A 24,109-nucleotide genomic window follows, 5' to 3' on the forward strand; every position below is an offset into this window, starting at 1 on the left:
CGCTCAGCCGGAGAGCGCCGCGATGAGTTCGTCCCTGCCCTGGGCACGGGTCTTGCCGTACACCGATTTCAGGTGGTCGTTCACGGTGTAGGCGGACACGCCCAGGGCTCGGGCGATCTGTTTCGGGGCCGCCCCGTCGTAGAGGTGTTCGAGGACGCGGCGTTCCCGGGTGGTGATGCCGTACCAGTCGCAGAACGACGGCAGCAACAGGCCGCCGCCGGCCGCCTGGACGACGATGGCGACGTCACCGTCGCCCCTGTCGTCCAGCGGCTGGCCGTGCATGAGGACCGAGCGCCCGAAGTTGGCGGTCGGCGTGCAGAGCAGCGGCTGCCAGGCGCGGGGGTCGCGGGCGTGGGCCCGCGCGTGCAGGGACAGCCCGACCCAGAAGGCGTCGGCGATCCAGTCGGGCACTCCGCTGCCCAGGCCCGGCCACATCTGCCGCATCCAGCTTCGCGCCTGGGGCGAGACCGACCTGACGGCGTGGTCGGGACCGACCGTGATGACGCCGGTCGGGAGCGCGGGGATCGACGGGGCCAGCGGTCCCGCCGTGACGTAGCGGCGCAGCGCCGCCAGCAGCGCGGGGACGAGCTGCTGCGCCCGCCGGCGGTCCTGCGGGCCGAAGGGCCTGACGTCCGTGGCGCGCAGCAGGCCCAGCATGCCCCACGGCCCGTGCCGGTCCGTGATCAGCAGCCGTAGTTCGGCGCCCACGCCGTGCGACGCCAGCAGCCGCCGCATGCGCGTGCCGCCGCAGCCTCCGGCTCCCACCACCGCGACCGGGCTCGGTGCGCCGCGCGAGCAGCGGTGGCGGGCAGGGGTCGCCGTCCAGATGCCTGTTGAGCACCAGATCGCTGACGAGCGCGGGCTGGTACGCGTGCCAGAAGCTGAAGGTGCCCAGGCCGACCCCGGTCGCCGGGTTCAGGCCGACCAGGCGCAGCGCGTCGTGGGGCACCCTGCGCCGGATGATCCGCGAGATGGCCGCCCCTGCCACGGCCGGGCCGCCGGCCGATTCGACGGCGGCACACAGCTCTTGAGCCATGCGCCCATCACCGGCCTCGATCTCGGAAAGCGTGCTTACCACTTCATCATTCTGAGCCCGCGCAACCTGGATGCTCAACGGCTTTATTTTTCTGCCATTTTTTTCGCGTTATTCCGTGGAAAGCCGCCATATTTTATGGATTTGTGCGGTCGTGTCAGGAGGCCGGATGCCGCCGGGAGAAGCGGCCGGGCCCGGCGCGGTACGCGGTGCCGTCCGGAAACCTGATCCGCGCCTGGGAGCCTCCGGGGACGTCGGCGGAGATGGTCAGGTGGCCGTCCTGGACGCGCCAGTCGACGGTGATGCTGCCTTGGGGGCTGTCGAACGTGCCTTCCGCCCACGTGATCGACCCGTCGAGCACGGGCGCGACGACGAAGGACTCCCAGGCGATGGAACCGGGCGCCTGGTACAGGCCGAGGGTGTGGGTGTGCAGGAAGCGGACGACCGCGCCCTTGCTGTAGTGGTTGAGCGAGGCGGTGGCGGTGCCGTTCTCGTCCACGCCGTCCCAGTCCTCCCAGATGGTGGTGGCGCCCCGGTCGAGCATGCCCAGCCAGGAGGGGGAGGTGCGCTGGTACAGCAGCCGGTAGGCGACGTCGGAGTGGCCGGTGTCGGCGAGGACGGGGAGCAGGTCCGCGGTGGACAGGAAGCCGGTGGTGAGGTGGCCGCCGGCCGCGTCGACGAGGTCCACGAGGTGGCGGGCGGCCTTGTCCCGCACGTCCTCGGGGACGAGGCCGAAGGCGAGGGCGCGGACGTAGCTCGCCTGGGTGCCCGCCGCGGTACGGCCGTCGCCGTCGAGGAATTCGCGCTGCCAGGCGTGGCGCACCTGCTCGGCCGTGGCGTGGTAACGGGCGGCGTCGCCGGTGTGGCCGAGTACCCGCGCGACGGCGGCGAGGGTGCGGGTGGAGCGGTAGAGGTAGGCGGTGCCGACCTCGCCCTTGTCGGCGGTGTACCAGGCGACGGGGTCGCTCAGCACGGGGTCGATGAGCGAGCCGTCGGCGGCCCGCTGCCTGGGCTCGGTCCATTCGCCCCAGTGGAAGGAGCCGTCCCAGAGGTACTCCTCGTGGGGGAGCGGCTCGGCGGAGCGCTCGACGCGGGAGGGGTGGCGGGCGGTGCGGGCGGTCGTGAGCGCCCAGTCGACCCACCGGCGCATGGCGGGCCAGTTCTCGGCGAGGGCGGCGGTGTCGCCGTAGGTCTCGTAGAGCACCCAGGGGACGTGGACGATGGCGTCCCCCCAGCCCGCCGAGCCGGTGATCGCCTCCGCCATCGGGTCGGAGCGGGTCTTGAGCCGGTTGGCGTCCGGGGAGGAGTTGACCACGCGGCCGTCCGGGAGCTGGTCGTCGCGTACGGACCGCAGCCACTTGCGGCTGAAGCCGTCCACGTCGAACAGGCGGGCGGCGGTGGCGGCGAAGATCTGGTAGTCGCCGGTCCAGCCGAGGCGCTCGCGGGTGGGGCAGTCGGTGGGGATGTCGACGGCGTTGCCGCGGAAGCTCCAGCGCGCCGCCTCGTGCAGGCGGTTGAGGTCGTCGTGGCTGCAGGCGAAGGTGGCCGTGGGGCGCAGGTCGGTGTGGACCACCGCCATGGTCACGCTCGCCGGGTCCACGGCGCGGGAGAGGCGGGCGTAGCGGAAGCCGTGCACGGTGTGCCGGGGCTCGAAGACCTCGCCGGGCCTGCCGGCGGAGACGACCTCGTCGCGCTGCACGAACGGGATCGGCTGCTCGCCCGGCTTCTGGCTGTCCAGGTGGGAGGTCGTCAGGTCGCCGGCGGGGGAGAGGTGCTCGCCGTGGTCGATCACGGTGCGGGTGCCGGCCGGGCCGAGGTCGGCGAGGCGGATCCAGCCGGAGGCGTTCTGGCCGAAGTCCACGACGCAGCCGCCGTCGTCCAGGCGGGTCACCGAGTGCGGGGCGAGCCGCTCGACGCGGCGCACGGGCGGAGCCGGCGACCAGCCGATCGGCGGCGCGGTGACCGCGTCCACCAGGACGGCACGGGTTTCGCCCGGCGGGGCGGTGAAGTCGGTCGTCTGGCCGTCCATGAGGTCGGCCGCGACGACGGGGCCGCGGCGTGAGGTCCAGCTCCCGTCCGTGACCGCCACCGTCTCGGTGCCGTCGGCGTGGCGGACGTGGAGCTGGAGCCGCGCCGCGGTGATCGTGCCCCAGGAGTCGCGCCTGCGCCAGGTGCCGACGCTGCCCCGGTACCAGCCGTCCGACAGCAGGATCTCCAGGTCGTTGTCCCCGTCGCGGAGCAGCGCCGTGACGTCCATGGCCTGGGCGTGGAGGGTGTCGGCGTACGACGTCCAGCCGGGGGTCAGCTCCGCCGTGCCGGCGCGCGTGCCGTTGACGAACGCCTCGTAGACGCCGAGCGCGGTGGCGTAGAGCCGGGCCTCGGCGAGGTCGCCCCGCAGCCGCACGCTGCCGGAGAGCACGCGGGGCGAGGCGCCGTCCTGGGGGGAGATCCAGCGGGCCGACCAGTCCCCGTCCAGCAGACCCGACTCGAACGTGTGCCACGGCGACCACCGCGACGACGAGCCGTCCAGGTGCGTGCGGACCCGCCAGGCGACGCGCTGCCGGCTGCGCAACGGCGGCAACGGCCACTCCACGAACAGGTGCCGCGCCGAACCGGCGCCCTCGACTGCCTGCTCGGCGCCGTCCACGCGGACCTGCAGGTCGTAGCCGTCCTGGCGGCTCCACTCGCGCGGCAGCCTCCACGACAGCCGGGGCGCGGGGCCGGAGACGGGGAACTGGTCTCCGCCGCTGTCGATGCGCAGGTCGTAAGGCGATTGGCTGATCATGATCTCTTTCTGCCTCATCGGACGGACTTGACCTTGAGGAGGATGAGCAGGCCGCCGGCCAGGGCGAGCACGGCTCCGGTGAGGTAGAGCAGGGTGTAGTTCCTCTCCGCGCCGGTCATGCCGGCGGTGATGATGAACGGGGCGACGAGCGGGGCGATCGCGCTGGGGATCTTCTGCGCGAACGCGACCACCGCCATGTACCGGCCCGCCTGCGCCCGGTCGGGCAGCACCGCGAAGACGATCGCCTGGTCCACGGCGGCGAACACGGCGATGGCGAGCTGCATCAGCACCGCGCCCGCGATCAGCGGCGGCAACGAGTACGCGAACGCGTCGACGCACGCCCCGGCGACGAACAGCAGCGAGCCGATGAACGTGAACAGCTTGCGCCGGCGGAGCTTGTCGGACAGGAAACCGCCGGCCAGGGCGCCCACGGACGCCGCCACGACGCCCAGGATCCCGATGGACGCCACGACCCCCGCGACCTCCTTGACGGGCAGGTCGAGGCGCTGGGCGTAGAAGAACGTGCCGAAGGTCGTGTTGAAGTACAGGCCCATGAAGAAGATGAAGCGGCCGAGCCAGTTCCACCCGAAGTCCGGATATTTCCTGGGATTGAAGACGAAGCCGGCGAACAGCTCCTTCGCGCCGACGTGGGTGGAGCGTACGAGATCGTACGAGCTGCCCTCCGCCTTGAGGAGCGGCAACAGCACGATCATGAAGAAGCCGATCAGCCCGGGCACCATGAACACCAGGAACGTGCTCGACGAGACCGCGTAGGCGACGCCGATGCCGATCACCGGGGCGATCTGCGTCGTGAGGCCGGTCAGGGCCGACACCCGGCCGCGCTGCTCCTCGGGGACATGATCGGCCTGCAGCGTCTGGATCGCTCCACCCGCCACCGACCAGCCGATCATCCCGAACACCCAGCCCAGGCCGATCAGCGGAACGGTCGGCGCGACGGCCACGACGGCCAGCGCGGCCAGGCCGAGCAGCGCCCCCGCCACCATGAAGGGCGCCCGCCGCCCGTACCGCGACCTGGTGCGATCGCTCCACATGCCGATCAGCGGGCTGAGCACGAGGTAGACGAGCTGTGCGGTGCCGGTGACGTAGCCCAGCACCTCCTCCTGTCCCGGCGCGATCTCCGAGATGCGTACGGCGAGCGCGTACGTCAGCGGCACCATGAGCGCGATCGACGCCCCGAAACCGGCGGTCATCAGCAGCGCGAGGTAGCCCGCGCCGATGCGCTGCAGCGGCGGCGCCGCGAGGTCCGCCTGCTCGGTGCCGGGCGCCGTCACGGGCCGGGATGCCGCGGCTCCGACGGCGAGGGCATCACTGTCCGGTCGTTCTTCGACCACTGGGGCTCCTCTGGGGTTGGGGTGGTGCTGTCGGCGCGCAGGCCCCACGAGATACAGCGCGCGTTCGAGATCTCTAGCGGTCGCGTCGATGCGCGACTCCCCCGCACAAGGCAAAAGTAACCACAGTGGAAACTTTTTAGCAATACTAGAATCTGGATCAATCGCCGCCCCGGGCGCGACAGCAGACGGAGGACGTTCGTGACCGCTCCTGAACAGGGCCCTGAACAGGGCAAGGAACCCGCAAGACGCCGCCGCGGCCCGAACGCCGCCACCCCGGCCCGGCGTGCGCAGATCGTCCGGGCCGCGCTGGAGAGCTTCGCCCAGCACGGCTACGAGCGGGCGTCGCTGCGGGACATCGCCGCCCGGGCGGGCGTGACGCACGCGGCGCTGCTGCGGCACTTCTCCGGCAAGGACGAGCTGCTCCTGGCCGCGCTGGCCCAGCGGGAGGCCGACGAGGAGAAGCTGGCCGAGCAGATCCTCCACTCCGGGCTGACGGGGGGCAGCGTGCTGAGCGCGGTGCTGCGCGAGGAGTTCGAGAACCCCGGCTACCAGCGCAACTGGCTGGCGCTGTCGATCGCGGCGACCGACCCCGCGCATCCCGCGCACGAGTTCTTCGTCACCAGGCGCGAGCGCATGCGCACCCGCTTCAACAGCAGCCCGCTGCCCACCTCGCGGGACAGCGCGTACCTGTCGGCCGACGAGAAGGTCACGCTGGTGCTGGCCATGGTCGACGGCCTGCGCATCCAGGCCCTGCTCGACCCGTCCCGCGAGCCCCTGGGGCTTCTCGAGGTCTTCATGAAGCTGGTCGTCACCCCGGAGGAGGGCGCCGCCGCCGAGGCACGTTAAGCTACACATGTAAGAAAACTTGCAGCTGTAGTTATTTGACGGATGGGATGCGCCGTGGCCGCCAGGGAGAACACCGACCGGCGCGTGCGCCGCACCCGATCCGCCCTGGCCGGGGCGCTGATCGAGCTGGCCGAGGAGCGGGACCTGTCCCGGATCAGCGTCTCGGACGTGGCCGAGGGCGCGGGAGTGAGCCGTTCGGCCTTCTACGACCACTACCGCGACGTCCACGAGCTGGCCGAGGACGCCTGCACCGCGATGATCGACGAGCTGATCGAGTCCCTGCCCGGCCCCGCCCTCGACTCGGCGGACCTGGTGCGGGAGGCGATCGCGTCGCTGACTGCGTTCTTCGAGAGCCTGGCCGGGCACGCCGGCCTGTACCGGGCGCTGCTCGGCTCGCAGGGCAGCGCGCGCGTCGCCGGGCACATCCGCCGCCGCATCGCCGCCGTCATCCATGACCGCCTGAGGCAGGCCGACGCCGGCGCGTGGCCGGAGCGCGTCCCGCACGACGTGACGGCGGCGTTCACCGGCGGCGCGCTGATCGGGGTTGCCATGGACTGGCTGGAGCGCGGCTGCTCCCGCCCCCCTGCCGAGATGGCCGAGGTGACCTGGCCGCTGCTGAACGCGCAGTACCGCGTCAGCGCGAGCCGGGGCTGAGCGCCCGAGCGCCACCACTGGTTCCTGAACTGAAGGAGATGTTTCATGTCCACTGCTGATGTGTCGGGCAAGTCCCTTGCCGAGCTCGTTTCGCTGAAGGGACGGCGCGCGGTCGTCACCGGCGGCGGTCGCGGCCTGGGCAAGGCCATCGCCGCACGGCTGGCCGAGGCCGGGGCCGACCTGCTGATCGGCGACCTCGACGAGGAACTGGCCGCGGCGGCGGCCAAGGAGATCGCCGAGCGCCACGGGGTGCGCGCGATCGGCGCCGCCATGGACGTCACCGACGCGGCGGCCGTGTCCGACGCGGCCGACCGCGTGGTCGCCGAGCTCGGCGGCCTGGAGGTCTGGGTGAACAACGCGGGGATCTTCCCGGCCGTCCCCCTGCTGGAGATGACCGAGCAGACGTGGGACCAGGTGTTCGCGGTGAACGCGCGCGGCGTGTTCACCGGTGCGCGCGAGGCCGCCCGCCGCATGGCGGTGGCGGGCACGGGCGGCGTCATCGTGAACATCGTCTCCACCGCCGGCTTCCGCGGCAGCGCCCCCGGCCTGGCCGCCTACGTCGGGTCGAAGCACGCCTCCCGCGGCCTCACCCGCGAGCTGGCCCTCGAACTCGCCCCCATGGGCATCCGCGTGCTCGGGGTCGCGCCCAGCTTCGTCCCCACGGAGGGCAACCTGGCGATGGCTGCCGCCGCGGGCGTGGACCTCGCCGGACTCCCGCCGACCGACCTCATGCTGAACAGCCCGATCGGCCGCGTCGGCACGCCGGACGACATCGCGCGCGTCGCCCTGTTCTGCGCCTCGGACCTGTCGGCGTTCATGACCGGCAGCACCCTGCTCGCCGACGGCGGCGACACCGCCTGAGCGACGACACCGCCTGAGCGGCGACACCGCCCGCCTGGGCGGCGGGCGGCCGGTGCGGCGCGAGCGAGCCGCGCCGGCCGCAGGGGGAGCGGATGCTCAGCCGGTGCTCGGTGGCCTGCGGCCGGCCAGGGGCCTCCACCGGTCGCGCAGCGCGTGGGCGGCGGCCTTGGGGCGGCGGTCGCGGGTGAAGACGCCCTTCTTGTTGCCGTCCACGCGGTGGATGCCGTGGGCGGTCTGGAAGTCGGCGAAGTTCCACACGTGCTCGCCGACGAACGCCTCGATCCGGTCGAACACGCGGTGGTGCATCTCCAGGTAGGCCTGCTGGTACTCCTCGGTCCACGGGGTGTCCCACACCGAGTGCAGGCCGGGCTGCGTGTCGGCGCCGTACTCGCTCATCATGATCGGCTTGCCGAACGTCTCCGCCCAGCCGCGCAGGTCCGCCTCCAGATACGCCTCGGCTGTGGCGAGGTCCCCCGTGGCGATGTACCAGCCGTAGTAGCGGTTGACGCACACGACGTCGAACAGGTCGGCGATGCGGTCGTTGTCGTGCGTGGCGAACATGACGGCGGAGTAGGTCACCGGGCGGGTCGGATCGAGCTCGCGGGTCAGCTCGACCAGCGGCTCGAAGTACTCGCGCGCGCCCTCCTCGTTGGAGGCCGGCTCGTTGGCGACGCACCACATGACGACGCTGGGATGGTTCTTGTCCCGGGCGACCAGCTCGCGGATCGCCTGGGCGTGCGCCTCGCGGGTGGCCTCGCCGAAGGTCTCGGGAGAGAACGTGCGACGGGGCGGCGCGCCCAGGAGCCCGGAGGCGACGGCCAGGTTGAGCCCGACGGCGGCGGTCTCGTCGATGACGACGATGCCGTGCCGGTCGGCGAAGTCCAGCACCTCCTCGGCGTAGGGGTAGTGGGAGGTGCGGAAGGAGTTGGCGCCGATCCAGTCCATGAGCTGGAAGTCGTGCACGAGGTAGGCGTCGTCGTGGCCCTTGCCGCGTACGGGGCTGTCCTCGTGCTTGCCGAAGCCGGTGAAGTAGAACGGCTCGCCGTTGATGAGGAACTGCGTGCCCCGCACCTCGACGGTCCGCACGCCGAACGGCTGCGGGTAGGAGTCGCCGTCGATCTCGGCCACCAGCTCGTACAGGTACGGCGCGCCGGGCCGCCACAGGGTGACGTCGTCGATGCGCACGGTTCCGGTGGCCCCCTCGCCCGCCGCGACCTGGGCGCCGGTGGCGTCGAGCACGCGCACCCGGACGGGCGCGGGTTCGCTGGTCCGCACGGTGTACTCCACCGTCCCGTCGAGGGCGGTGACGACGGTGATGTCCTGGACGTGCACGGGCGGGCGGCTGTAGAGCCAGACCGAGCGGGCCAGCCCGGCGTAGTTGTAGAAGTCGTGCAGGTACGTCTGTTTCCTGCCCCCGTCGGCGGTGACGGTGATCGTCCCGGGCGGGATCGTGACATCGGTCAGCTCGTTGCCGACCGCGACGGTGAGCCGGAACTCCTGCCCGGCGCGCACGTGCTCGGTGATGTCGGCCTCGAACGGCGTGTAGCCGCCGGCGTGCTCGGCCACCAGGACGTCGTCCACGTAGATCCGGCCCTGATGGGTGGCGGCGTCCACGCGCAGGACGACACGTTCGCCCGCCCAGCCGCGCGGCACCCGCACCTGTCGCTGGTACCACACCCAGCCCACGTGGTCGCGGATGGCGGGATCGGTGAACAGGTCGTTGTAGCTGGCCGGGACGGCGGCCTCCAGGGTGGTGTCCAGCGGGCCGGGGCCGCCGTCCAGGGCGAACCGCCACAGGCCGTCGAGGTTCACCAGCTCGCGGGTGGGGGTGGAGCGGGGCTTGAGCATCAGATCCCCCCGCGGCGGGCGACCTCGCCCAGCCAGGCCAGGCTCGGCTTCGGACGGCGCTCGAACGTCTCCCGGTCCACGGCGATGAGGCCGAAGGTCGGCTCCCAGTGGCCCCACTCGAAGTTGTCCAGCGCGCTCCAGTGCAGGTAGCCGCGCACGTCGATGCCGTCGTCCATGGCGGCGAACAGGTGGCCGAGCGCCTCTGCGGTGTAGGCGACGCGGCGCGTGTCGTCGGGGGTGGCGATGCCGTTCTCGGTGACGAGGATCGGCGTGTGGCCGGTCGCCTCCCAGGCGTGCCGGACGGCGATGCCGAGGGCGTCGGGGCGGTAGGCGTTGCCGGTCATCGTGTTGTCGGGGTGCTGCGGGTGCGGGACGACGCCGTTCTCGTCCACGGCCTGGCTGGTGTAGGACTGCACGCCGATGAAGTCGTCGTCGCGGGCCGCCTCCAGGTAGAGGTCCTCGCGCACCTGGCGCACCTCGCGCAGTTTGGCCTCGTTGCCCGGCGTCGGGGTGAGCGCCTGGCAGGCCACCGTCCAGCCGACGGCGGCCCCCGTCCGCTCCTTCAGCACCTCGCGGGCGGCGTGGTGGGCCTCGGCCAGCCGGGCGCCGATCTTCGGGTCGGGGTCGGGCAGCACCGGACGGGCGGCGCCCTCGACGGTGGGGCTCATCCACTCCTCGGTGGACCGCTGCTCCTGCGCGTCGCGGGCCATGCCGATCATGAGGGCGAGCATGTTGGGCTCGTTGATCGTGCACACCCATGGGACGCCGTCGAGGATGCTCGCGGCCTCGCCTGCGTAGCGCCGGAAGCGCTCGATCGCCTCCTCGCCCAGCCAGCCGCCGGACTCGGCGAACCAGCGCGGGTTGGTGAAGTGGTGCAGGGTGACGACGGGGGTCAGGCCCAGGTCGAGCGCGGTGTCGATCATGCGGCGGTAGTGGGCCAGCTCGGCCCGGGAGAACTCCCCGGGGATCGGCTCGATGCGGGCCCACTCCAGGCCGAAGCGGTAGGCGTTGAGACCTGCCTCGGCCAGCAGGCGCATGTCCTCGGCGTAGCGGTGGTAGCTGTCGATGGCGTCGCCGCTGCGCTGCATGCCGGGCATCGCCTGTTCGAGTGCCCACCAGTCGCTGTTGAGGTTGTTGCCTTCGATCTGGTGCGGGGCGGTCGCCGCACCCCAGAGGAAACCGGAGGGGGTTTTGGGCATGGTTGAGTTCCTTGCTCGAGACCATGGGGGTGACGCTGGCGACACGCTAGCATGAAAACCGAATCGCGATACTAATTTGGAGGGGCGTCCATGACGGCATCCGGCAACCGCGGCCCGTACGCGAAGACCGCGGCGGTACGGCGCCGCGTCCTCGAAGCCTGCGTGGACGCCTTCGGCGAGACCGGCTTCTACGGCGCCACCATGAAGGACATCGCCAAGCGCGCCGGCATCAGCCACACAGGCCTGCTGCACCACTTCCCGCGCAAGGAGGACCTGCTGCTCGGCGTGCTGGCACTGCGCGACGAACGAGGCACCGAGTTCCTGCAGTCGGCCAAGGTCCTGGACCCGGCGGCCGACCCCGTCGAGATCCTCGACGGCATGATCGCCGTCATCGTGGACAACGAGCTCCAGCCCGGCCTCATGGAGCTGCACTGCGTCGTCTCCGGCGAGGCGACCTCGGCCGACCACCCCGCGCACGCCTACTACGCCGACCGGTACCGCAACCTGCGCCGCTTCTACGCCGAGACGTTCACCGCGCTCGCCGAGCGGGGGCTGCCCCCGGCGATCGACCCGGAGACCCTCGCCACCATGACCGTCTCGCTCATCAACGGCCTGCAGGCGCAGTGGCTGTTCGACCGCGACACCGTGAAGGTCGAGACCGCGATCCGCCAGTTCCTCCGCACGGTCGTCCCGGCGCTGTCGTCGCTGGACACCGCCCGCTGCGACGTCACCCGGGACCGGTCCGCTTGATGGCGCCCGCGCCGACGCCCTTCACGATGTGACGCCGCGCCATCAGGCACCCCTGGATGACCGCCGCGGCTTCAGCCGCTTCTCCTTCTGAACCGGCGCTTCAGGAGGGGGACTGGACCTCGTCGAAGAGGGCGAGGGCTGCCGTGGGGTCCGGGCTCACGAGGCGTTCCAGGCCGGCCGTCGTGAACTTCGCCCACCTGCCCGCCCGTGCCCACATCTGTTCCTCGAAGGCGCGGACGGCCTTGTCCAGATCGTCGGGACCGGAGGCGGCGGCGACGGACTCGGCGAGTTCGGCGCCTTCCAGCATCGCGAGGTTCGCGCCCGCCCCCAGCGGGGGCATCAGGTGGGCGGCGTCGCCCAGGAGCGTCACCCCGGGGACGTGGGCCCAGGTGTGGGAGACGGGCAGGACGTGGAGGGGGCGGTGGACGAAGGCGGTGCCGTGGCGGAGGAGGTCGAGGACGGGAGCGGCCCAGCCGTCGAACAGGGCCAGCAGGCTTGATCGCACGGCCTCGACGTCGGCCAGGTCCAGGCCCGCGCCCAGACTCGCGTCCAGGCCCGGGTCCAGGCCCGGGTCCAGGCCCGGGTCCAGGCCCGGGTCCAGGCCCGCGCTCAGGCCCGCGCGCCGGTTCAGGCCCAAGTGCCGTTCCGGGTCCGTGTGCCAGTCCAGCGGCGCGCGGAACTGGGCGTACACCTTGACGTGGCCGCCGCTGTTGCGCTGGGCGACGAGGGCGCGGTTCACGCCGTACACGGCCATGGAACCGTCGCCGATGAGCCGGGCGAGGTCGGGGTGGCGATCGTCGACGTCGTCCAGGGAGGTCTCGACATAGGTGATGCCGGTGTAGCGCGGCGTCGCCGACGAGAGGGCCGGGCGGACCCGGGACCAGGCGCCGTCCGCGCCGACCACGAGGTCGAACGTCTCCTGCCGCCCGTCCGCGAAGTGGACCAGCACGCCGTCCCGGGTCCCCGGCACCACCTCGGTCACGCCCCGCCCCCACTGAACGTCGAGGGGGCCGAGCAGCAGGTCACGGAGTTGCCCGCGGTCGATCTCGGGATGGGCCCGATCATCCGGACGGGGTCGCCAGTCGCGCAGGACGGTCCCGTCCGTGTCCAGGACGCGCATGGCCTGCCCCTCGGGACGGGACAGCGCCTGGAACCGCGCCAGCAGCCCCGCCTTGGCCAGAGCGAGCTGGCCCAGGTTCTCGTGCAGGTCGAGCGTGCCGCCCGGGGGACGGGCGTCGGGGGCGGGATCTCGTTCGAGGACGGTGACGGGGTGCTCGTGGCGGTGCAGGACGCGGGCGAAGGTGAGGCCGGCGGGGCCGCCTCCGACAACGGCGATACGATGTCTCATGTCGATACACCGTATTTCCGCAATACGCTGTATCGCAACAGTACGATGTAACCATGACTGTGTGGGACCGGCCGGAGCCGCCGACTCGCCCCGTGCCGCTCGACCGGGAGCGCATCGTTGCCGCCGCCATCGCGCTGGCCGACGAGGGCGGGCTGGAAGCGGTGTCGTTGCGCAAGGTCGCCGCCCGGCTGGACGCAGGCCCGATGCGGCTGTACGGATACATCTCCACCAAGGAAGAGCTGTTCGACCTCATGGTGGACGAGGTCTACGCCGAGATCCTCCCCGAGGAGCAGCCCGGCGACTGGCGGGAGGCGCTACGCGTCCACGCCCACCGCACCAGGCAGGCCACCCTCCGCCATGAATGGCTGGCCGACCTGCTCGGCCGCCGCCCGTCCCTGGGCCCCAACGCCATGGCCGTGACCGAGGTCACGCTGGCCGCCCTCGACGGCCTCGCCGACCTCGACACCGTCATGCGCGCCGTGGAGACGGTCAGCGCCTACATCACCGGCGCGATCAGGCGCGAGATCGCGAACCTGCGGGCCGAGCGCGCCACGGGCCTGTCCAAGCGCGACTGGCAGCGCGCCTCCGGCCCGCATGTGAGCAGGATGCTGGCCACGGGCCGCTTCCCGGCGCTGGCCAGGTTCGTGCGCGAGGGCACGGAGGTGGACGCCGAGACGTCCTTCGCGACCGGCCTGGACTGGGTCCTCGACGCCGTGGCCGCCAAACTCGCCCGGCCGCCGGCGTGAGGCTCGCGACGTCCGGGTGACAGGTCCGTGCCCGGCGGCCGCACCCGCTCACCCCGGCCGATGACCGTAATCCCGGCGCGACACACCCTCGCCGTCATGCGAGGCGTGGCTCGCGCGACGTCCCGCCCCACCTGGACGGTGTCATCGTGGGGCGGGCGACTGAGAGAGCCCCTCGTGCAGGCGCTCGAGGCGCTCGCGTACGCCGGGGTCCGGCTCTGCGCGCAGGGCCGCCGCCACGGCAGCACGCGCTTCGGGCGGCAGCGTGGCGTGGTCCCAGGCGGACAGCGCGCGAACGGCCAGGTTGCGGTTGCGGACGACAGGGCTGGCCAGGCCGGCTGCGATCAGGGGCCAGCCGCGTCCCGGCCAGGCGTCCAGGCTCTGCAGGAGCATGTCGAGGGCACGGTGGGCGCGGAAGCGGGGGCCGACCCCGTCGTCCTGGCCGGGTCCTGAGGCGATCTCGGCCAGCGGGAGGAGCTCCGCGGCCAGCGCGAGAACCTCGTCCACGTCCTGCGGTGCCGCCTGCCGCATCAGGGCGTGCCAGTGCGCCTCGCCGTACGGATCGGCGCGCAGCCGTGCCCGCAGAGCGCCGGCGGTCGGGATGCCCAGCAGCTCGCACGCCTGTACGGCACGGCGGAACGCGTCGTCGTCGTCCGCCGCGGCCAGGGCGCCCGGAGCCAGCTCGGCCCAGACCGGGCGGGCCAGGATCTCCGCGCATCGCGGCAGCAGCTCGGGCCAGTGCTCGGCGGCGTACTCGCGCAGGGCGTGCACGTGCAGGAAGTGGCGCAGTTCCCCGGCGTCAGGCCCCGCGGCGCGGCCGAAACCGCCGGTGCGGGCCTCGACGTGGCCGAGATACAGCCCGGCCGCCCGCCTGCCCTCCTGGTAGCCGGACATGCCGGCGACAGGCCCGCCTTCGTCGGTGAGCGTCGCGAGGATCTCGCCCGCGGCCTCCAGCAGCTCGTCGTCCGGAGTCCCGGCGAGCCTGCCCGCGAGGTCACCGGCTTCGGCGGCGGTCCCGGCGAGGTAGGCGGTGCTCACCGCGTTGCGGAAGCCCCGGCGAACGATCCACTCGCGCACGGCCGGGTCGGGCACCTGGGCCAGGTGCTCGACCAGGTGGATCCGCCCCCACCCGCGCACCTGCCTGGCCAGGGCCCACAGGCCGGCGGTCGCATCGCCGTCGGTGTTGCGCAGGGCGTTCAGCGCGAACAGGGTGAACTCGTCGTGGCGGCCGAGCGTCATGAGCTCGTCGCGGTGGTGTGCGGCGTCGAACAGGCCCAGCAGCGCGATCCCCAGCTTGACGGCTTCGCGCTCGTCCGACTCGGTGGCCAGCGCGTACCCGAGGTGGTAGATCCCGTCGGGATCAAGGCCGGCGGAGCTGACCTCCAACAGCAGGGCGTCCACCAGGGCGATGATCCGGGCCTCCCCGATCGCCTTGCGTACGGTGGCGGGCTTGAGCGTCGCGATCGCCGCGGACAGGCGCCGCAGCTCCTCCTCGTCGGCCTGGCCGCCCCAGTGGTAGACCAGCACGCCGTCGCGCGCGCCCGGCATCCACGTCGTTCCCGGCCCGCGGGCCTCGTCGGGCAGGTCCTCGCCGCCGCCGTCACGCAGGTGCTGGTAGATGGACGGGCCGGCCTTCCACCACTTTCGTAGCATTCGCATTCACTTCCTTGCCGTGTTTCGGTCATGCCGGGATCGGGGCCCCACACCCTGCGTTCCGGCCCTCCGCCCGCGGCGAGGACCCGCCGGGCCGGTCGCTCCTCCAGGGCCCCTGGGGCGCTCAGCGTCAGGCTGCCGCCCCCGGCCACGAGGGCAGGGCCGCCGCCCGGGAAGCCGCCGTGCTCTCGATCAGGCCCTTCCAGGTGTCGTGCCGTCCCCGGCCGAGATGCGCGGCACACGCTCGGTGGGGATCGTCCAGCGCACCCTCCCGGTCCGCGCGTCCCGCGCGCTCGGTGCGCACCCGCTCAGCCGGCCGGTCTCCCTTCCCCGGGCGTGTGCAGGGGAGGCGGGGTGGGCGTGCCGCCGGGCGTGGTGGTCACGGCGGCAGAGGGCTCGGCGGCGCCGCACCCCGTGGACGCCACGAGCGCTCCACCGATCACTTCCAGGGTTCGCTCCACGTACGCCCATCCGGTCGGTTGCTGAGACGGGAGCGATGCTAGGGAGCCCGGGTATGTTCCCGGTATGTCCGGCCATTCGCCGTCGGCGGTGAAGCCGCTCGGGACGTCGAGGCATGTGCCGGAGTGGCGTGCGACCAGTCTGCCTGGCAGAACCAGCAATGGCAGGCGCAGGACGCCGGAGCCGGGTGCAAAGGGGGATGGGCACCGTCAAGGCCGGCGCCCAGGTGAGATGGCGGAAGCAGGCGATCGCCCTGGTGGGGCGGCGCACGTCCGTGACAGTTCCATGAGCGGCGTGCTCGTGCACCCGCGCGGGGATACGTCGAAACCGGTGAACGCACCGGGAACGCGGCCGGCAGGCCGGCCCGAGCGGAGGGCCGTCAGGGGTGGAGGACGACCTTGATGGCTCCGGAGGCCCGGTCGCCGGCCACGCGGAAGGCCTCCGCGGCCTCGTCGAGGGGGAAGCGGTGGGTGATCACCGTCCGCGCGATCGTGGGGTTGCCGGCGAGCAGCGCCGCGGCCTGTTCGGTGTCGCGGATGCCGTCGTGCCGGCTGTAGGCGATGGAGTGGATGTAGGTGAGTTCCTTGACCAGGCTGACGACGCCGGGGACGGGAACGGTTTGCCGGTACACGCCCAGCAGCACGACGCGACCGCCGGGGCGGGTCAGCTCGGCGCACCGGGCGAGGCCGGTCTGGCTGCCCGCGGCGTCGATCACGACGTCGTAGCCGCCTTCCGCCGGGCCGATGCCGAGACGTTCCGCGGCCGTCCTCTGGTGCTTGTGGCGCACCTCGATGTCGACGTCGTAGCCGCGCTGCCGGGCCGCGGCCGCGGCCAGCAGCCCGATGCTGCCGCCACCGACGACCGCCACCCGCTCTCCCGGCGCGAGCGCCGCCCTGCGGACACCGTGCCAGGCCACTGACGCCGGCTCCACGAGGCAGGCGTCGCGAACGTCCAGGCCGGCCGGGAGCGGGACGAGCATGTTCTCGGAAACCGTCACGGCATCGCGCATGCCGCCGTCCCGGAATATCCCGAGCGTTCCGTGCTCCGGGGCGGTGCACAGCTGGACGTGGCCGGCGCGGCAGGGGGCGCACGCTCCGCAGTGGACCGTGGGCTCGACGGCGTAGCACCGGCCGTCGGCGGCGGTGCCGGCGAACTCGTGACCATAGATGAAGCCCTGCACGCCGCCGGCCGCGAAGTCCACGTCGGTCCCGCAGATGCCCATCGAGGCGACGGTGAGGCGTAACCCGGGCGCTTCCGGTTCGTCGGTCTCGGTCACGAGGATGCCCTGATCGGTGTTGCGCACTGCGCGCATGGTGACCCCTTCGACCCGCCACTATGTGAACGCCGTTAGCTTATGCTAAGTGATAGGTGTTCGCATAACGCCTATTCTTGACCGGTGCACGAACCGATGACGACAGGCACGGCCGGCGAACTGCCGCCGGAGAATGCGCGGACGAACCAGCGGCCGGAACCGAGGCCGGGCACGGCGGCCTGGTGGCTCGCCCGGGAAAGCGAGCCCGCACGGCGGCGGCGGCGCAGATCGCTGACCCTCGATGCCGTCCTCGACACGGCCATGGCCCTGCTCGACACGCGCGGGGCCGCCGCGCTGACGATGCGCAACATCGCCGAAGGGCTCGGCTGCACGCAGGCGTCCCTCTACCGCCACGTGCGCAACCGCGAGGAACTGGTGACCCTGCTGATCGACCGGGCGCTCAGCGTGGCGAGCTCGGTCCCGCCCGCCGACGCGGACTGGGCCGAGAAGGCGGCGTGGTCAGCACGCCTGTTCCGCGAGCACCTCCTCCGGCACCCCGGCGTGGCCTCGCTCCTGCACGGGACCGAGCGGCTCGGCCCCAACTCGCTGGCCGGGGTGCAGTACTCCCTCGACCTGTTCATCGGCGCCGGCCTCAGCCCCCGGCTCGCGTACGCCGCCGCGTCGTCGCTGGCCACGTTCATCATCGGCTCGGTGCACTTCAACCTCGGCCTGGACACGTCGGATCCCGAAGAGCGCCGTCACCGACGCCTGCTGTACCGCTCCCGGGACGCCGCGGCCTTCCCCCTGCTGGTCCAGCACGCCGACACTCTCGCGGAGGTCAGCAGCGACGACGAGTTCGAGGTCGGCCTCAACGCCTTGCTGGCCGGATTCCACGCCCTGATCCAGAACGCGGACGTCATACGCGATTAGGAGGCATGTCGAGGCGTGTTCCGCGGGTGCACGAGTGGAGCTTCCGGGGCCCGGCCGAAGGCCCCCAGCGGGATCGAGAGGTCGGGCAGGTGGGCGTCGTCAGCCGGCGGCGGCCGCGTGGGTGGCGGTGCGCCAGGCGAGGGCCATGATGGTCAGGACGGGGTTGGCGCCCCCGTTGGTGACGTGGAGGCTGGCGTCGGCGATATGGACGCGGTCGGTTCCCCAGAGCTTGCCGTGCGGGTCGGTGGCGCCGTGCCCCGGGGAGTCGGACATGCGCGCGGTGCCGGCCTGGTGCTGGCCCCCGGACAGCCTGCGGTGCGGCGCGCCCGCCCGCCAGGTACGGGTGGCGCCGGATGCGTGCAGCCATTCCTCGGCGCGATCGGACAGGAAGGCGCAGGTGCGCAGGTCCTCGGGATGCTGGAGTCCTTCGAGGCGGGCGACGGGGAGCCCGAGGTGGTCGGTGACGGTGGAGGCGAGCCGGACGCGCGCCTCGCGGGTCGGTATCTCGTGGACCGGGCCTTGGATGTTGATGGTGTGCCGGTAGCCGTCGGCCAGGGCGCGGCGCGCGCCGGGTCCGGCCCGGTCGACGTCCGAGGGCAGGCCCAGGGCGTAGTGCATGGTGGGGATCTTGATGAAGTCGTGGCCGAGCAGGCCGCCGCCGACGATGCCGTCGTTGCCGTGGGAGAAGTGCCGGGTCGCGACGGAGGGCCCGGGGCCGAGGCCGCCGTGGACGTCCTGGTCGAACAGGCCGAACACGTTGGCGTACAGGTGGCCCTGGAGGCAGTCGCCGACCCAGTCGTTGCCCAGGCCGCTGAGCTGGAGCAGCCTGGGGGTCTCGATCGAGCCGCCGGCCAGGACGATCCGCCCGGCGTGGACGGCGCGCACCGTGCCGCCGGCGGCGATCTCGACGTCGCCGGCGTCGGAGATCCGGGTGACCTGCGCCTGTGTGATCAGGTGGGCTCCCAGGCCGAGCGCGCGGGGCAGGACGGTGCTGTGGGTGCCGTTGCGGGCGTCGACGGGGCAGGCGAAGCCGACGCACTGCCCGCAGCGGACGCACGCGGCTCGGCCGCCCCGGGGCTCGGTGTTCAGCAGCAGCGGGACCGCTCCGGTGGGCCAGCCGAGTGCTTCGGCTCCGGCCTGGAGCACGGCGGCCTCGGCGGTCGGCGGGAACGGCGCCATCGGGTAGCCGCGCTTGCGGGGCCCTTCCCCGGCGTGGGCGTGGCCGGCCACGCCGAGTTCCCATTCGACCTGGTCGTAGTACGGTTCGAGGTCGTCGTAGGTGATCGGCCAGTCGGCCAGCGCCGAGCCTTCGAGGACGCCGTACAGCGACGCCATGCGGAAGTCGTCGGGCAGGAACCGCCAGGCCTGCGCGCCGAAGAACCGGGTGCCGCCGCCCACGGTGATCGCGTTGTGGTGGTAGCGCGGGTCGTCGTACTCGACGGCGACCTCTCCGCCGTCACCGGGCACGGCCCGCGGGTGCCCAGGGGGTGTGTCGAGATCGCCGCCGCAGAAGAAGCGGTGGTTGTGGACGTGGTCGGCCGCCAGGTCGCGGGCGCCGAACCACGAGCCGCGCTCGACCACCAGGACCGACGCCCCGCTTCTGGCCAGCACGAATGCGGCGACGCCGCCTCCGGCACCGCTGCCCACCACGACGGCGTCGTAGCGGTCGCGCAGATCTCGTGGCGCGCGTGCGGGAGGGCGTTGCACCAAGGGCACGTCGACGGGCGGGCGGCCCGCCGGGTAGGGGTCGAAGCCGATCTCTTCCCAGGCCCCCGAGTCGGGGTCGGCATAGAAGTCCAGGAGCGAGCGGGTCATCAAGGGTGCCTTTCAGCCAATCGTGCTCATTTCCGGTCCTGCTCAGGATGCGCGGTGCCGCGGCCGCGGGGCCATGGGGTGAAGCCCTCGTGCCGTACGGTCCAACGGCCGTCGCGGGGGAAGCCCGGACAGTCGCGGCCGGCACCCTCCCAGCCGGCGGCCATGAGCGAGACCGCGGCGAGGAGGGCGCCGTTGGCCGGCAGGTAGACCGGGAGGATGCTGCCGATCTGGGGGCTGTGGCCGGTGGGCAGGTAGGTGTTCTTGGCGCTGTCGCCGAGGAGGGCGTCCACGGCCAGGTCGGGGCGGCCGAGGCGGGTGGCGGTCATGGCCATGACGGGGAAGTCCCAGCCCCAGGCGCTGTTCCAGTCCCAGTGGTCGCGGACGTCGAGGAGGGTGGCCTCCATGACGGCGGGGTCGATGAGCGGGGTGGCCGGGACGACGCCGAGCGCGCACAGCATCGAAGGGTGGTCGTCGCGGCGCAGGTACGGCTCCGTCGCGATCGCCGAGTAGCGGCCCTCCTCCTGGCGCGGCAGGGCCAGGTGGTCCTGGACGTGCTGCCACCGCTTGTGCCGCTCGAGGCCGAGCCGTTCGCGCCAGCGCTGGGCGATCTCCAGGCCCCACCACCAGTACGCGAGCTCGAAGGTCGGGTCCTCGGTGGTCCTGGCGTCGTAGAACTCCTGGGCGGGCACGAGCGGGGCGGGCAGGTGGAAGACGCCGTCGCGTTCCTCGACGAAGGAGGCCATGAACGCCGCCGTCTCCTCGACCAGGCCGGCGAAGCGGGTCACCAGGCCGTGCGGCTCTTCGCGGGTGCGGTGCAGCAGTTCGAGGAGGTAGAGCAGGTGCGGTTGCTGCCAGATGAGCAGGGAGCCGATGTCGGACGGGCTCTCGCGGCCGTCCGGGCCGACGTGCTTGGGCCAGCGAACCCCGTCGTGGCGCTGGCGGCGGGCGGTCTCGCGGGCGGCGTCGAGGATGGACCCGTACCAGCCGAGGCTGCGTTCCAGGAGTCCGGGACGTCCCCAGGTGGCGAAGTGGGCGGCGTGCCAGAAGTGCATCTCCAGGTGGAACTTGCCCTGCCAGGAGTTGGTGATCAGCCCGGTCTCCTGGGGCGGCATGCTGCCGGAGCAGTTGACCGCCGTCAGGTACTGCGACAGCACGACGCGGCGCTCCAGCTCGGCCGCGCGCGGATCGGTGCTGCCGGCGAAGTCGACGGCGGCGCCGGAGGTCCAGAACTCGCGCCACCAGGAGATGGCGGCGCCTTCGATGGTGGTGAACTCCCCGCGTCCGAGCACGCCGCCCGGGGCGAAGCCGGCCACGAGGTCCAGGGTGGCGGCCGGGGTGGTCAGCTCGAAGGTGTGCGGCTGCGCGGCCGGGCCGATGCCGCCTTCCGACCAGTCCAGCCGCATCGCGTAGCTGGTGTCGTCGAGGATGCGGCCGAACCGGCAGGCGTGCTGGTCCAGCAGGTGGAGCGTGGTGGTGTGCCGGTCGGGCGCGTCCCAGTCGGAGGTGGCGAAGAAGCCGTCGCTGGCGTACGGGAAGCGCACGGCGACGGCGGCCCGGCCGGTGGCGAGCAGGTCGGACTCGATGCGGAAGGCGACGCGCGCGTGGCGCGGGTCGGCCACGGTGGTGACGCGGACCTCGTGCCCGGCGTAGGAGAAGACGCTGGTGAGGGTGCCCGTCCACAGGTCGAGGCGCTGGCGCGGGCCGGTGAGGACGGCGGGGTCGGTCTCCGCCGGTGCTCCCGGTTCCGGCCGCAGGACGAGCCCGATGCGGCCCAGGTCGAGCCGGTGCGGGTTGACGTGCAGCCAGGTTCCGGCGCGCCATTCGCGGGCGACCTCGCCGCCGCCCATCATCGCGGCCATGTCGAACCTGTCCGGATATTGGACCGGGCCTCGGGAGGTCTCGTAGGTGGACATGGCGTCGGCGAGCACGAACCCCTCGGGGTTGGGCATGGAGTGCCAGCCCCAGGTGGACATCGTCGCGGTGTTCACCGCGAGCCGCCCCTCGGCGCGGGCGGCGGCCTGGTCGTGGAAGGCGGTGAAGGTCTGCATGCCGGTGATGTCGGCGGTGTAGGCGAAGTCGCCGTTGCCGACGGTGAGCACCGTCGCCGGGTCAGGCCGGGTGATCTTGACGGTGTGGCGGCGGACCACGCCTTCGCGGTCGATGGGGGTCACGAGCGCTCCTGCTGAACGTTGATCACGATTTCGGCCGGGGGGCAGCCCTCGGCGGAGGCGACCAGGCGGATCTTCCCGGGGCCGGTCGGGCGGATGACGGCCAGGGCCCGGCCTTCATGGGTACGGCGTCGCACCGCGTCGAAGCGCTCCTCGGTGCTCGGGTCGGCGCTGCCCAGGGCGATCAGTTCGCCGGCACCGGAGACCTCGACGCTGACCGGCCGGTCGGCGGCGGTGTGCACGGTTCCGCCGGCGTCGGTGAGGGTGAGGGCGACGTAGGCCAGGTCACCGCAGGTCGCGGTGATCTCCGGGCGGTCGGCCTCGGCGTGCAGCCGTACCGCGTCCGATGCCGTACGTAGGACGTTCCGGCCGGTCTCCACGCCGTCGCGGTAGGCGATGGCGACCAGTTCGCCAGGCTCGTAGACCGCCTCGAAGACGGTCTTGAGCCCGGCCGGCGCACGGCCCAGGGAACGGCCGTTGAGCAGCAGCTCGACCTCGTCGGCCGCGGCGTACACCTCGACCGTGATGGGCGCGCCCTCGAAGCCGGGCCACGTCCAGCTCGCGATCGCGTCGCTCCACGCCCACGGGGTGCCGACGAAGGGCTCGCCGTGGTGCTCGGGCCGCCACACCGCGAGGTAGGGCTGCTCGCGCAGGCCGAAGACGATCTCCCGGTAGTAGGAGACGGGCCGCCGGTGGCCGGTGATGTCGAGGTCGCCGCACCCGGCCGTCAGGTACGGGTAGGCGGCGGTGAAGGCGCGCCGGTCGAGCTCGCCGTACTGCGGGCGGCCGATGCCGGCCTCGCCCAGGTAGTCCCAGCCGGTCCAGGTGAAGTCGCCGATGACGTGGCCGTGCTGTTCGACCAGCGCCCAGTTGTGCGCGATCCGGGTGGGGAAGGTCTCGGTGCCGAGGATGATCCGGTTCGGGAACGCCTCGCCGTCGGGGGCGTAGCGGCTGTCGGCGTAGTTCATGCCCGCCACGTCGAGCATCGCGTAGGCCTCGGCAGTACGGCGGGTGACCAGGTCGGAGGCGGCGATGGCGTTCATCATGTCGCCGGCGTCGGCCATCGCCGTGTTGATCCCCGGCTGCTCCTGCTGCTGTCTGAGCTCGGCCAGGTCGGACATGACGGCCAGCATGGTGTTGACGGCGTTGGTGACGTAACGGGTGCCGTCCAGCGCGCGGACCTTCTCGGCCAGCTTGCGCGCCAGCGCCGCGCCGGCGGGTGTGCCGGTCTCGGGGATCTCGTTGCCGATCGAGTACATGATGACGCTGGGGTGGTTGTGGTCCTTGGCCACCATCGCCTCGACGTCGCGCTCCCACCATTCGGGAAAGGCGAGGCTGTAGTCGAAGGGGTGCTTGCCGGACGTCCACATGTCGAAGGTCTCGTCGACGACGAGCATGCCGTGGCGGTCGCAGGCGTGCAGCATGGCCTTGCTCATCGGCTGGTGCGACATGCGGACCGCGTTGAACCCGGCCTGCTTCAGCAGCTGGATGCGGCGTTCCTCGGCGCGGGTGTGGGTGGCGGCGCCCAGCGGCCCGTTGTCGTGGTGCAGGCAGGCGCCCCGCAGCTTGTGGCCTTCTCCGTTGATCCGCAGGCCGTGCTCGGGGTCGAGCTGCAGCTTGCGGATGCCGAAGGTGACGGTCTCCGCGTCGAGGTCGCCGAGGGTGACGTGGCAGGTGTACAGGTACGGCGAGCCGGGGCTCCACAGGGACGGCGTGCGCACGTGGAGCCGGTGCCGGGCGCTCGTCGTCTCGCCGGGCAGCACGGTGACCGGCGCGGTCTCGACGGCCACGACGTTCCCGGCGTGGTCGCGGATCGTCGTGGTCAGCTCGGCGGTGCGGATCGCGATGGAGTCGTTCGCGATCGTCGTGACGACCTCCGTCACGGCACGCCCGGCCTCCACGTCGGGCGTGCTGACCCGCACCCCGTCGGGCACGATCCGGACCACCTCACCGACCAGCAGCCAGGTGTCGCGGTAGATGCCGGCGCCGGTGTACCAGCGGGAGTCCTGGTGGCTGCGGGCCTCGACGCGGATCTCGTTGTCCTGGCCGTGGCGCAGGTAGGGGTCGGCCACGACGGTGAAGCGGGAGTAGCCGTAGGGACGTTGCCCGGCGTAGTCGCCGTTGATGTGCACGGTGGCGTCGCGGTAGACGCCCTCGAACTCCACGATGACCCGCTTGCCGCGCAGTTCCTCGGGGACGAGGAACGTCTTGCGGTATTCGTAGGCGCCGCCGGGGAAGTACGCGTTCGCGCCTTCGCCGTGCGGCTGCCGCTCCTGCTCCAGCATCGCGTCGTGCGGCAGGGTCACCTCCCGGTAGGGAACGCTGTGGCCACCCAGCTCGGCGAAGGGGTTGACCTTCGGCCGGAACTGCCAGCCGTCGTTGAACGAGGTGCGGATCACACGTACTCCAGGGC

18 protein-coding genes and 1 pseudogene are annotated in these 24,109 nt (G+C 72.3%); 7 read left to right on the top strand and 12 right to left on the bottom strand.

All coding sequences use genetic code 11. The features are described 5' to 3' along the window. Positions 1 to 3 precede the first annotated feature (3 nt). Positions 4 to 768, bottom strand: coding sequence for a helix-turn-helix transcriptional regulator (locus ACBJ32_RS05560; protein WP_375125726.1), 765 nt, complete (start codon positions 766 to 768; stop codon positions 4 to 6). 65 nt (positions 769 to 833) lie between these two features. On the opposite strand from ACBJ32_RS05560, the gene ACBJ32_RS05565 reads away from it, so the two are divergent. Then, positions 834 to 1,031, top strand: a complete 198-nt coding sequence (locus tag ACBJ32_RS05565) for a hypothetical protein (protein ID WP_375125727.1) — start codon at positions 834 to 836, stop codon at positions 1,029 to 1,031. Between the two features lie 159 nt (positions 1,032 to 1,190). On the opposite strand, the gene ACBJ32_RS05570 is transcribed toward ACBJ32_RS05565, so the two are convergent. Together ACBJ32_RS05570 and ACBJ32_RS05575 are read right to left on the bottom strand one after the other, a co-directional pair. Next, on the bottom strand, positions 1,191 to 3,818 hold the full coding sequence (locus tag ACBJ32_RS05570) for a family 78 glycoside hydrolase catalytic domain (protein ID WP_375125728.1): 2,628 nt from the start codon (positions 3,816 to 3,818) through the stop codon (positions 1,191 to 1,193). 14 nt (positions 3,819 to 3,832) lie between these two features. Next, on the bottom strand, positions 3,833 to 5,170 hold the full coding sequence (locus ACBJ32_RS05575) for an MFS transporter (protein WP_375125729.1): 1,338 nt from the start codon (positions 5,168 to 5,170) through the stop codon (positions 3,833 to 3,835). Positions 5,171 to 5,368: 198 nt separating this feature from the next. On the opposite strand from ACBJ32_RS05575, the gene ACBJ32_RS05580 reads away from it, so the two are divergent. Genes ACBJ32_RS05580 through ACBJ32_RS05590 form a run of 3 tightly spaced genes read left to right on the top strand, consistent with a single transcriptional unit; the run spans position 5,369 to position 7,531 of the window. Beyond that, entirely contained in the window at positions 5,369 to 6,016 is a 648-nt protein-coding gene (locus tag ACBJ32_RS05580) for a TetR/AcrR family transcriptional regulator (RefSeq protein ID WP_375125730.1), read from the top strand. 54 nt (positions 6,017 to 6,070) lie between these two features. After that, positions 6,071 to 6,670 carry a TetR/AcrR family transcriptional regulator gene (locus ACBJ32_RS05585; RefSeq protein ID WP_375125731.1) on the top strand — a complete coding sequence of 200 codons (600 nt, stop codon included), beginning with the start codon at positions 6,071 to 6,073 and terminating at the stop codon, positions 6,668 to 6,670. A gap of 45 nt (positions 6,671 to 6,715) precedes the next feature. Further along, entirely contained in the window at positions 6,716 to 7,531 is an 816-nt protein-coding gene (locus ACBJ32_RS05590; protein ID WP_375125732.1) for an SDR family NAD(P)-dependent oxidoreductase, read from the top strand. Positions 7,532 to 7,627: 96 nt separating this feature from the next. On the opposite strand, the gene uidA is transcribed toward ACBJ32_RS05590, so the two are convergent. Together uidA and ACBJ32_RS05600 are read right to left on the bottom strand one after the other, a co-directional pair. After that, positions 7,628 to 9,379, bottom strand: a complete 1,752-nt coding sequence (gene uidA / locus ACBJ32_RS05595) for a beta-glucuronidase (protein ID WP_375125733.1) — start codon at positions 9,377 to 9,379, stop codon at positions 7,628 to 7,630. Then, the gene (locus ACBJ32_RS05600) at positions 9,379 to 10,578 is read right to left on the bottom strand and encodes a glycoside hydrolase family 1 protein (RefSeq protein WP_375125734.1); all 1,200 of its coding nucleotides are present in this window, start codon (positions 10,576 to 10,578) and stop codon (positions 9,379 to 9,381) included. Before ACBJ32_RS05600 ends, uidA begins: the two co-directional genes overlap by 1 nt. Positions 10,579 to 10,668: 90 nt before the next feature. Between ACBJ32_RS05600 and ACBJ32_RS05605 the strand changes: the two genes are divergently transcribed. Beyond that, a complete protein-coding gene (locus ACBJ32_RS05605) occupies positions 10,669 to 11,328 on the top strand; it encodes a TetR/AcrR family transcriptional regulator (RefSeq protein WP_375125735.1) in 660 nt (219 codons plus the stop codon). Positions 11,329 to 11,428: 100 nt separating this feature from the next. On the opposite strand, the gene ACBJ32_RS05610 is transcribed toward ACBJ32_RS05605, so the two are convergent. Then, entirely contained in the window at positions 11,429 to 12,676 is a 1,248-nt protein-coding gene (locus ACBJ32_RS05610; RefSeq protein WP_375125736.1) for an FAD-dependent oxidoreductase, read from the bottom strand. 53 nt (positions 12,677 to 12,729) lie between these two features. On the opposite strand from ACBJ32_RS05610, the gene ACBJ32_RS05615 reads away from it, so the two are divergent. Beyond that, positions 12,730 to 13,422: a TetR/AcrR family transcriptional regulator gene (locus ACBJ32_RS05615; RefSeq protein WP_375125737.1), complete on the top strand. Its 693-nt coding sequence runs from the start codon at positions 12,730 to 12,732 to the stop codon at positions 13,420 to 13,422. Between the two features lie 141 nt (positions 13,423 to 13,563). Here the strand turns inward: ACBJ32_RS05615 and ACBJ32_RS05620 are convergent, their stop codons facing one another. Beyond that, positions 13,564 to 15,078 (bottom strand): hypothetical protein, encoded by a 1,515-nt coding sequence (locus ACBJ32_RS05620; protein WP_375125738.1) that lies wholly within the window; start codon positions 15,076 to 15,078, stop codon positions 13,564 to 13,566. 832 nt (positions 15,079 to 15,910) lie between these two features. After that, positions 15,911 to 16,843 carry a zinc-binding dehydrogenase gene (locus ACBJ32_RS05625; protein ID WP_375125739.1) on the bottom strand — a complete coding sequence of 311 codons (933 nt, stop codon included), beginning with the start codon at positions 16,841 to 16,843 and terminating at the stop codon, positions 15,911 to 15,913. An 84-nt stretch (positions 16,844 to 16,927) separates the two neighbouring features. On the opposite strand from ACBJ32_RS05625, the gene ACBJ32_RS05630 reads away from it, so the two are divergent. Beyond that, entirely contained in the window at positions 16,928 to 17,713 is a 786-nt protein-coding gene (locus tag ACBJ32_RS05630) for a TetR/AcrR family transcriptional regulator (RefSeq protein WP_375125740.1), read from the top strand. A gap of 99 nt (positions 17,714 to 17,812) precedes the next feature. Here the strand turns inward: ACBJ32_RS05630 and ACBJ32_RS05635 are convergent, their stop codons facing one another. The 4 genes and pseudogenes from ACBJ32_RS05635 to ACBJ32_RS05650 form a co-directional block, all read right to left on the bottom strand. Further along, positions 17,813 to 19,429, bottom strand: a complete 1,617-nt coding sequence (locus ACBJ32_RS05635; protein WP_375125973.1) for a GMC oxidoreductase — start codon at positions 19,427 to 19,429, stop codon at positions 17,813 to 17,815. Continuing rightward, positions 19,402 to 19,503: pseudogene (locus ACBJ32_RS05640) on the bottom strand (hypothetical protein); the annotation flags it as partial. The gene ACBJ32_RS05635 and the pseudogene ACBJ32_RS05640, both read right to left, overlap by 28 nt. Positions 19,504 to 19,554: 51 nt before the next feature. After that, positions 19,555 to 21,699: a hypothetical protein gene (locus tag ACBJ32_RS05645; RefSeq protein ID WP_375125741.1), complete on the bottom strand. Its 2,145-nt coding sequence runs from the start codon at positions 21,697 to 21,699 to the stop codon at positions 19,555 to 19,557. After that, the gene (locus tag ACBJ32_RS05650; RefSeq protein ID WP_375125742.1) at positions 21,696 to 24,095 is read right to left on the bottom strand and encodes a glycoside hydrolase family 2 TIM barrel-domain containing protein; all 2,400 of its coding nucleotides are present in this window, start codon (positions 24,093 to 24,095) and stop codon (positions 21,696 to 21,698) included. Before ACBJ32_RS05650 ends, ACBJ32_RS05645 begins: the two co-directional genes overlap by 4 nt. Positions 24,096 to 24,109: the final 14 nt, after the last annotated feature.

Source organism: Nonomuraea sp. GTA35, from assembly GCF_041950525.1.
GTDB lineage: Bacteria > Actinomycetota > Actinomycetes > Streptosporangiales > Streptosporangiaceae > Nonomuraea.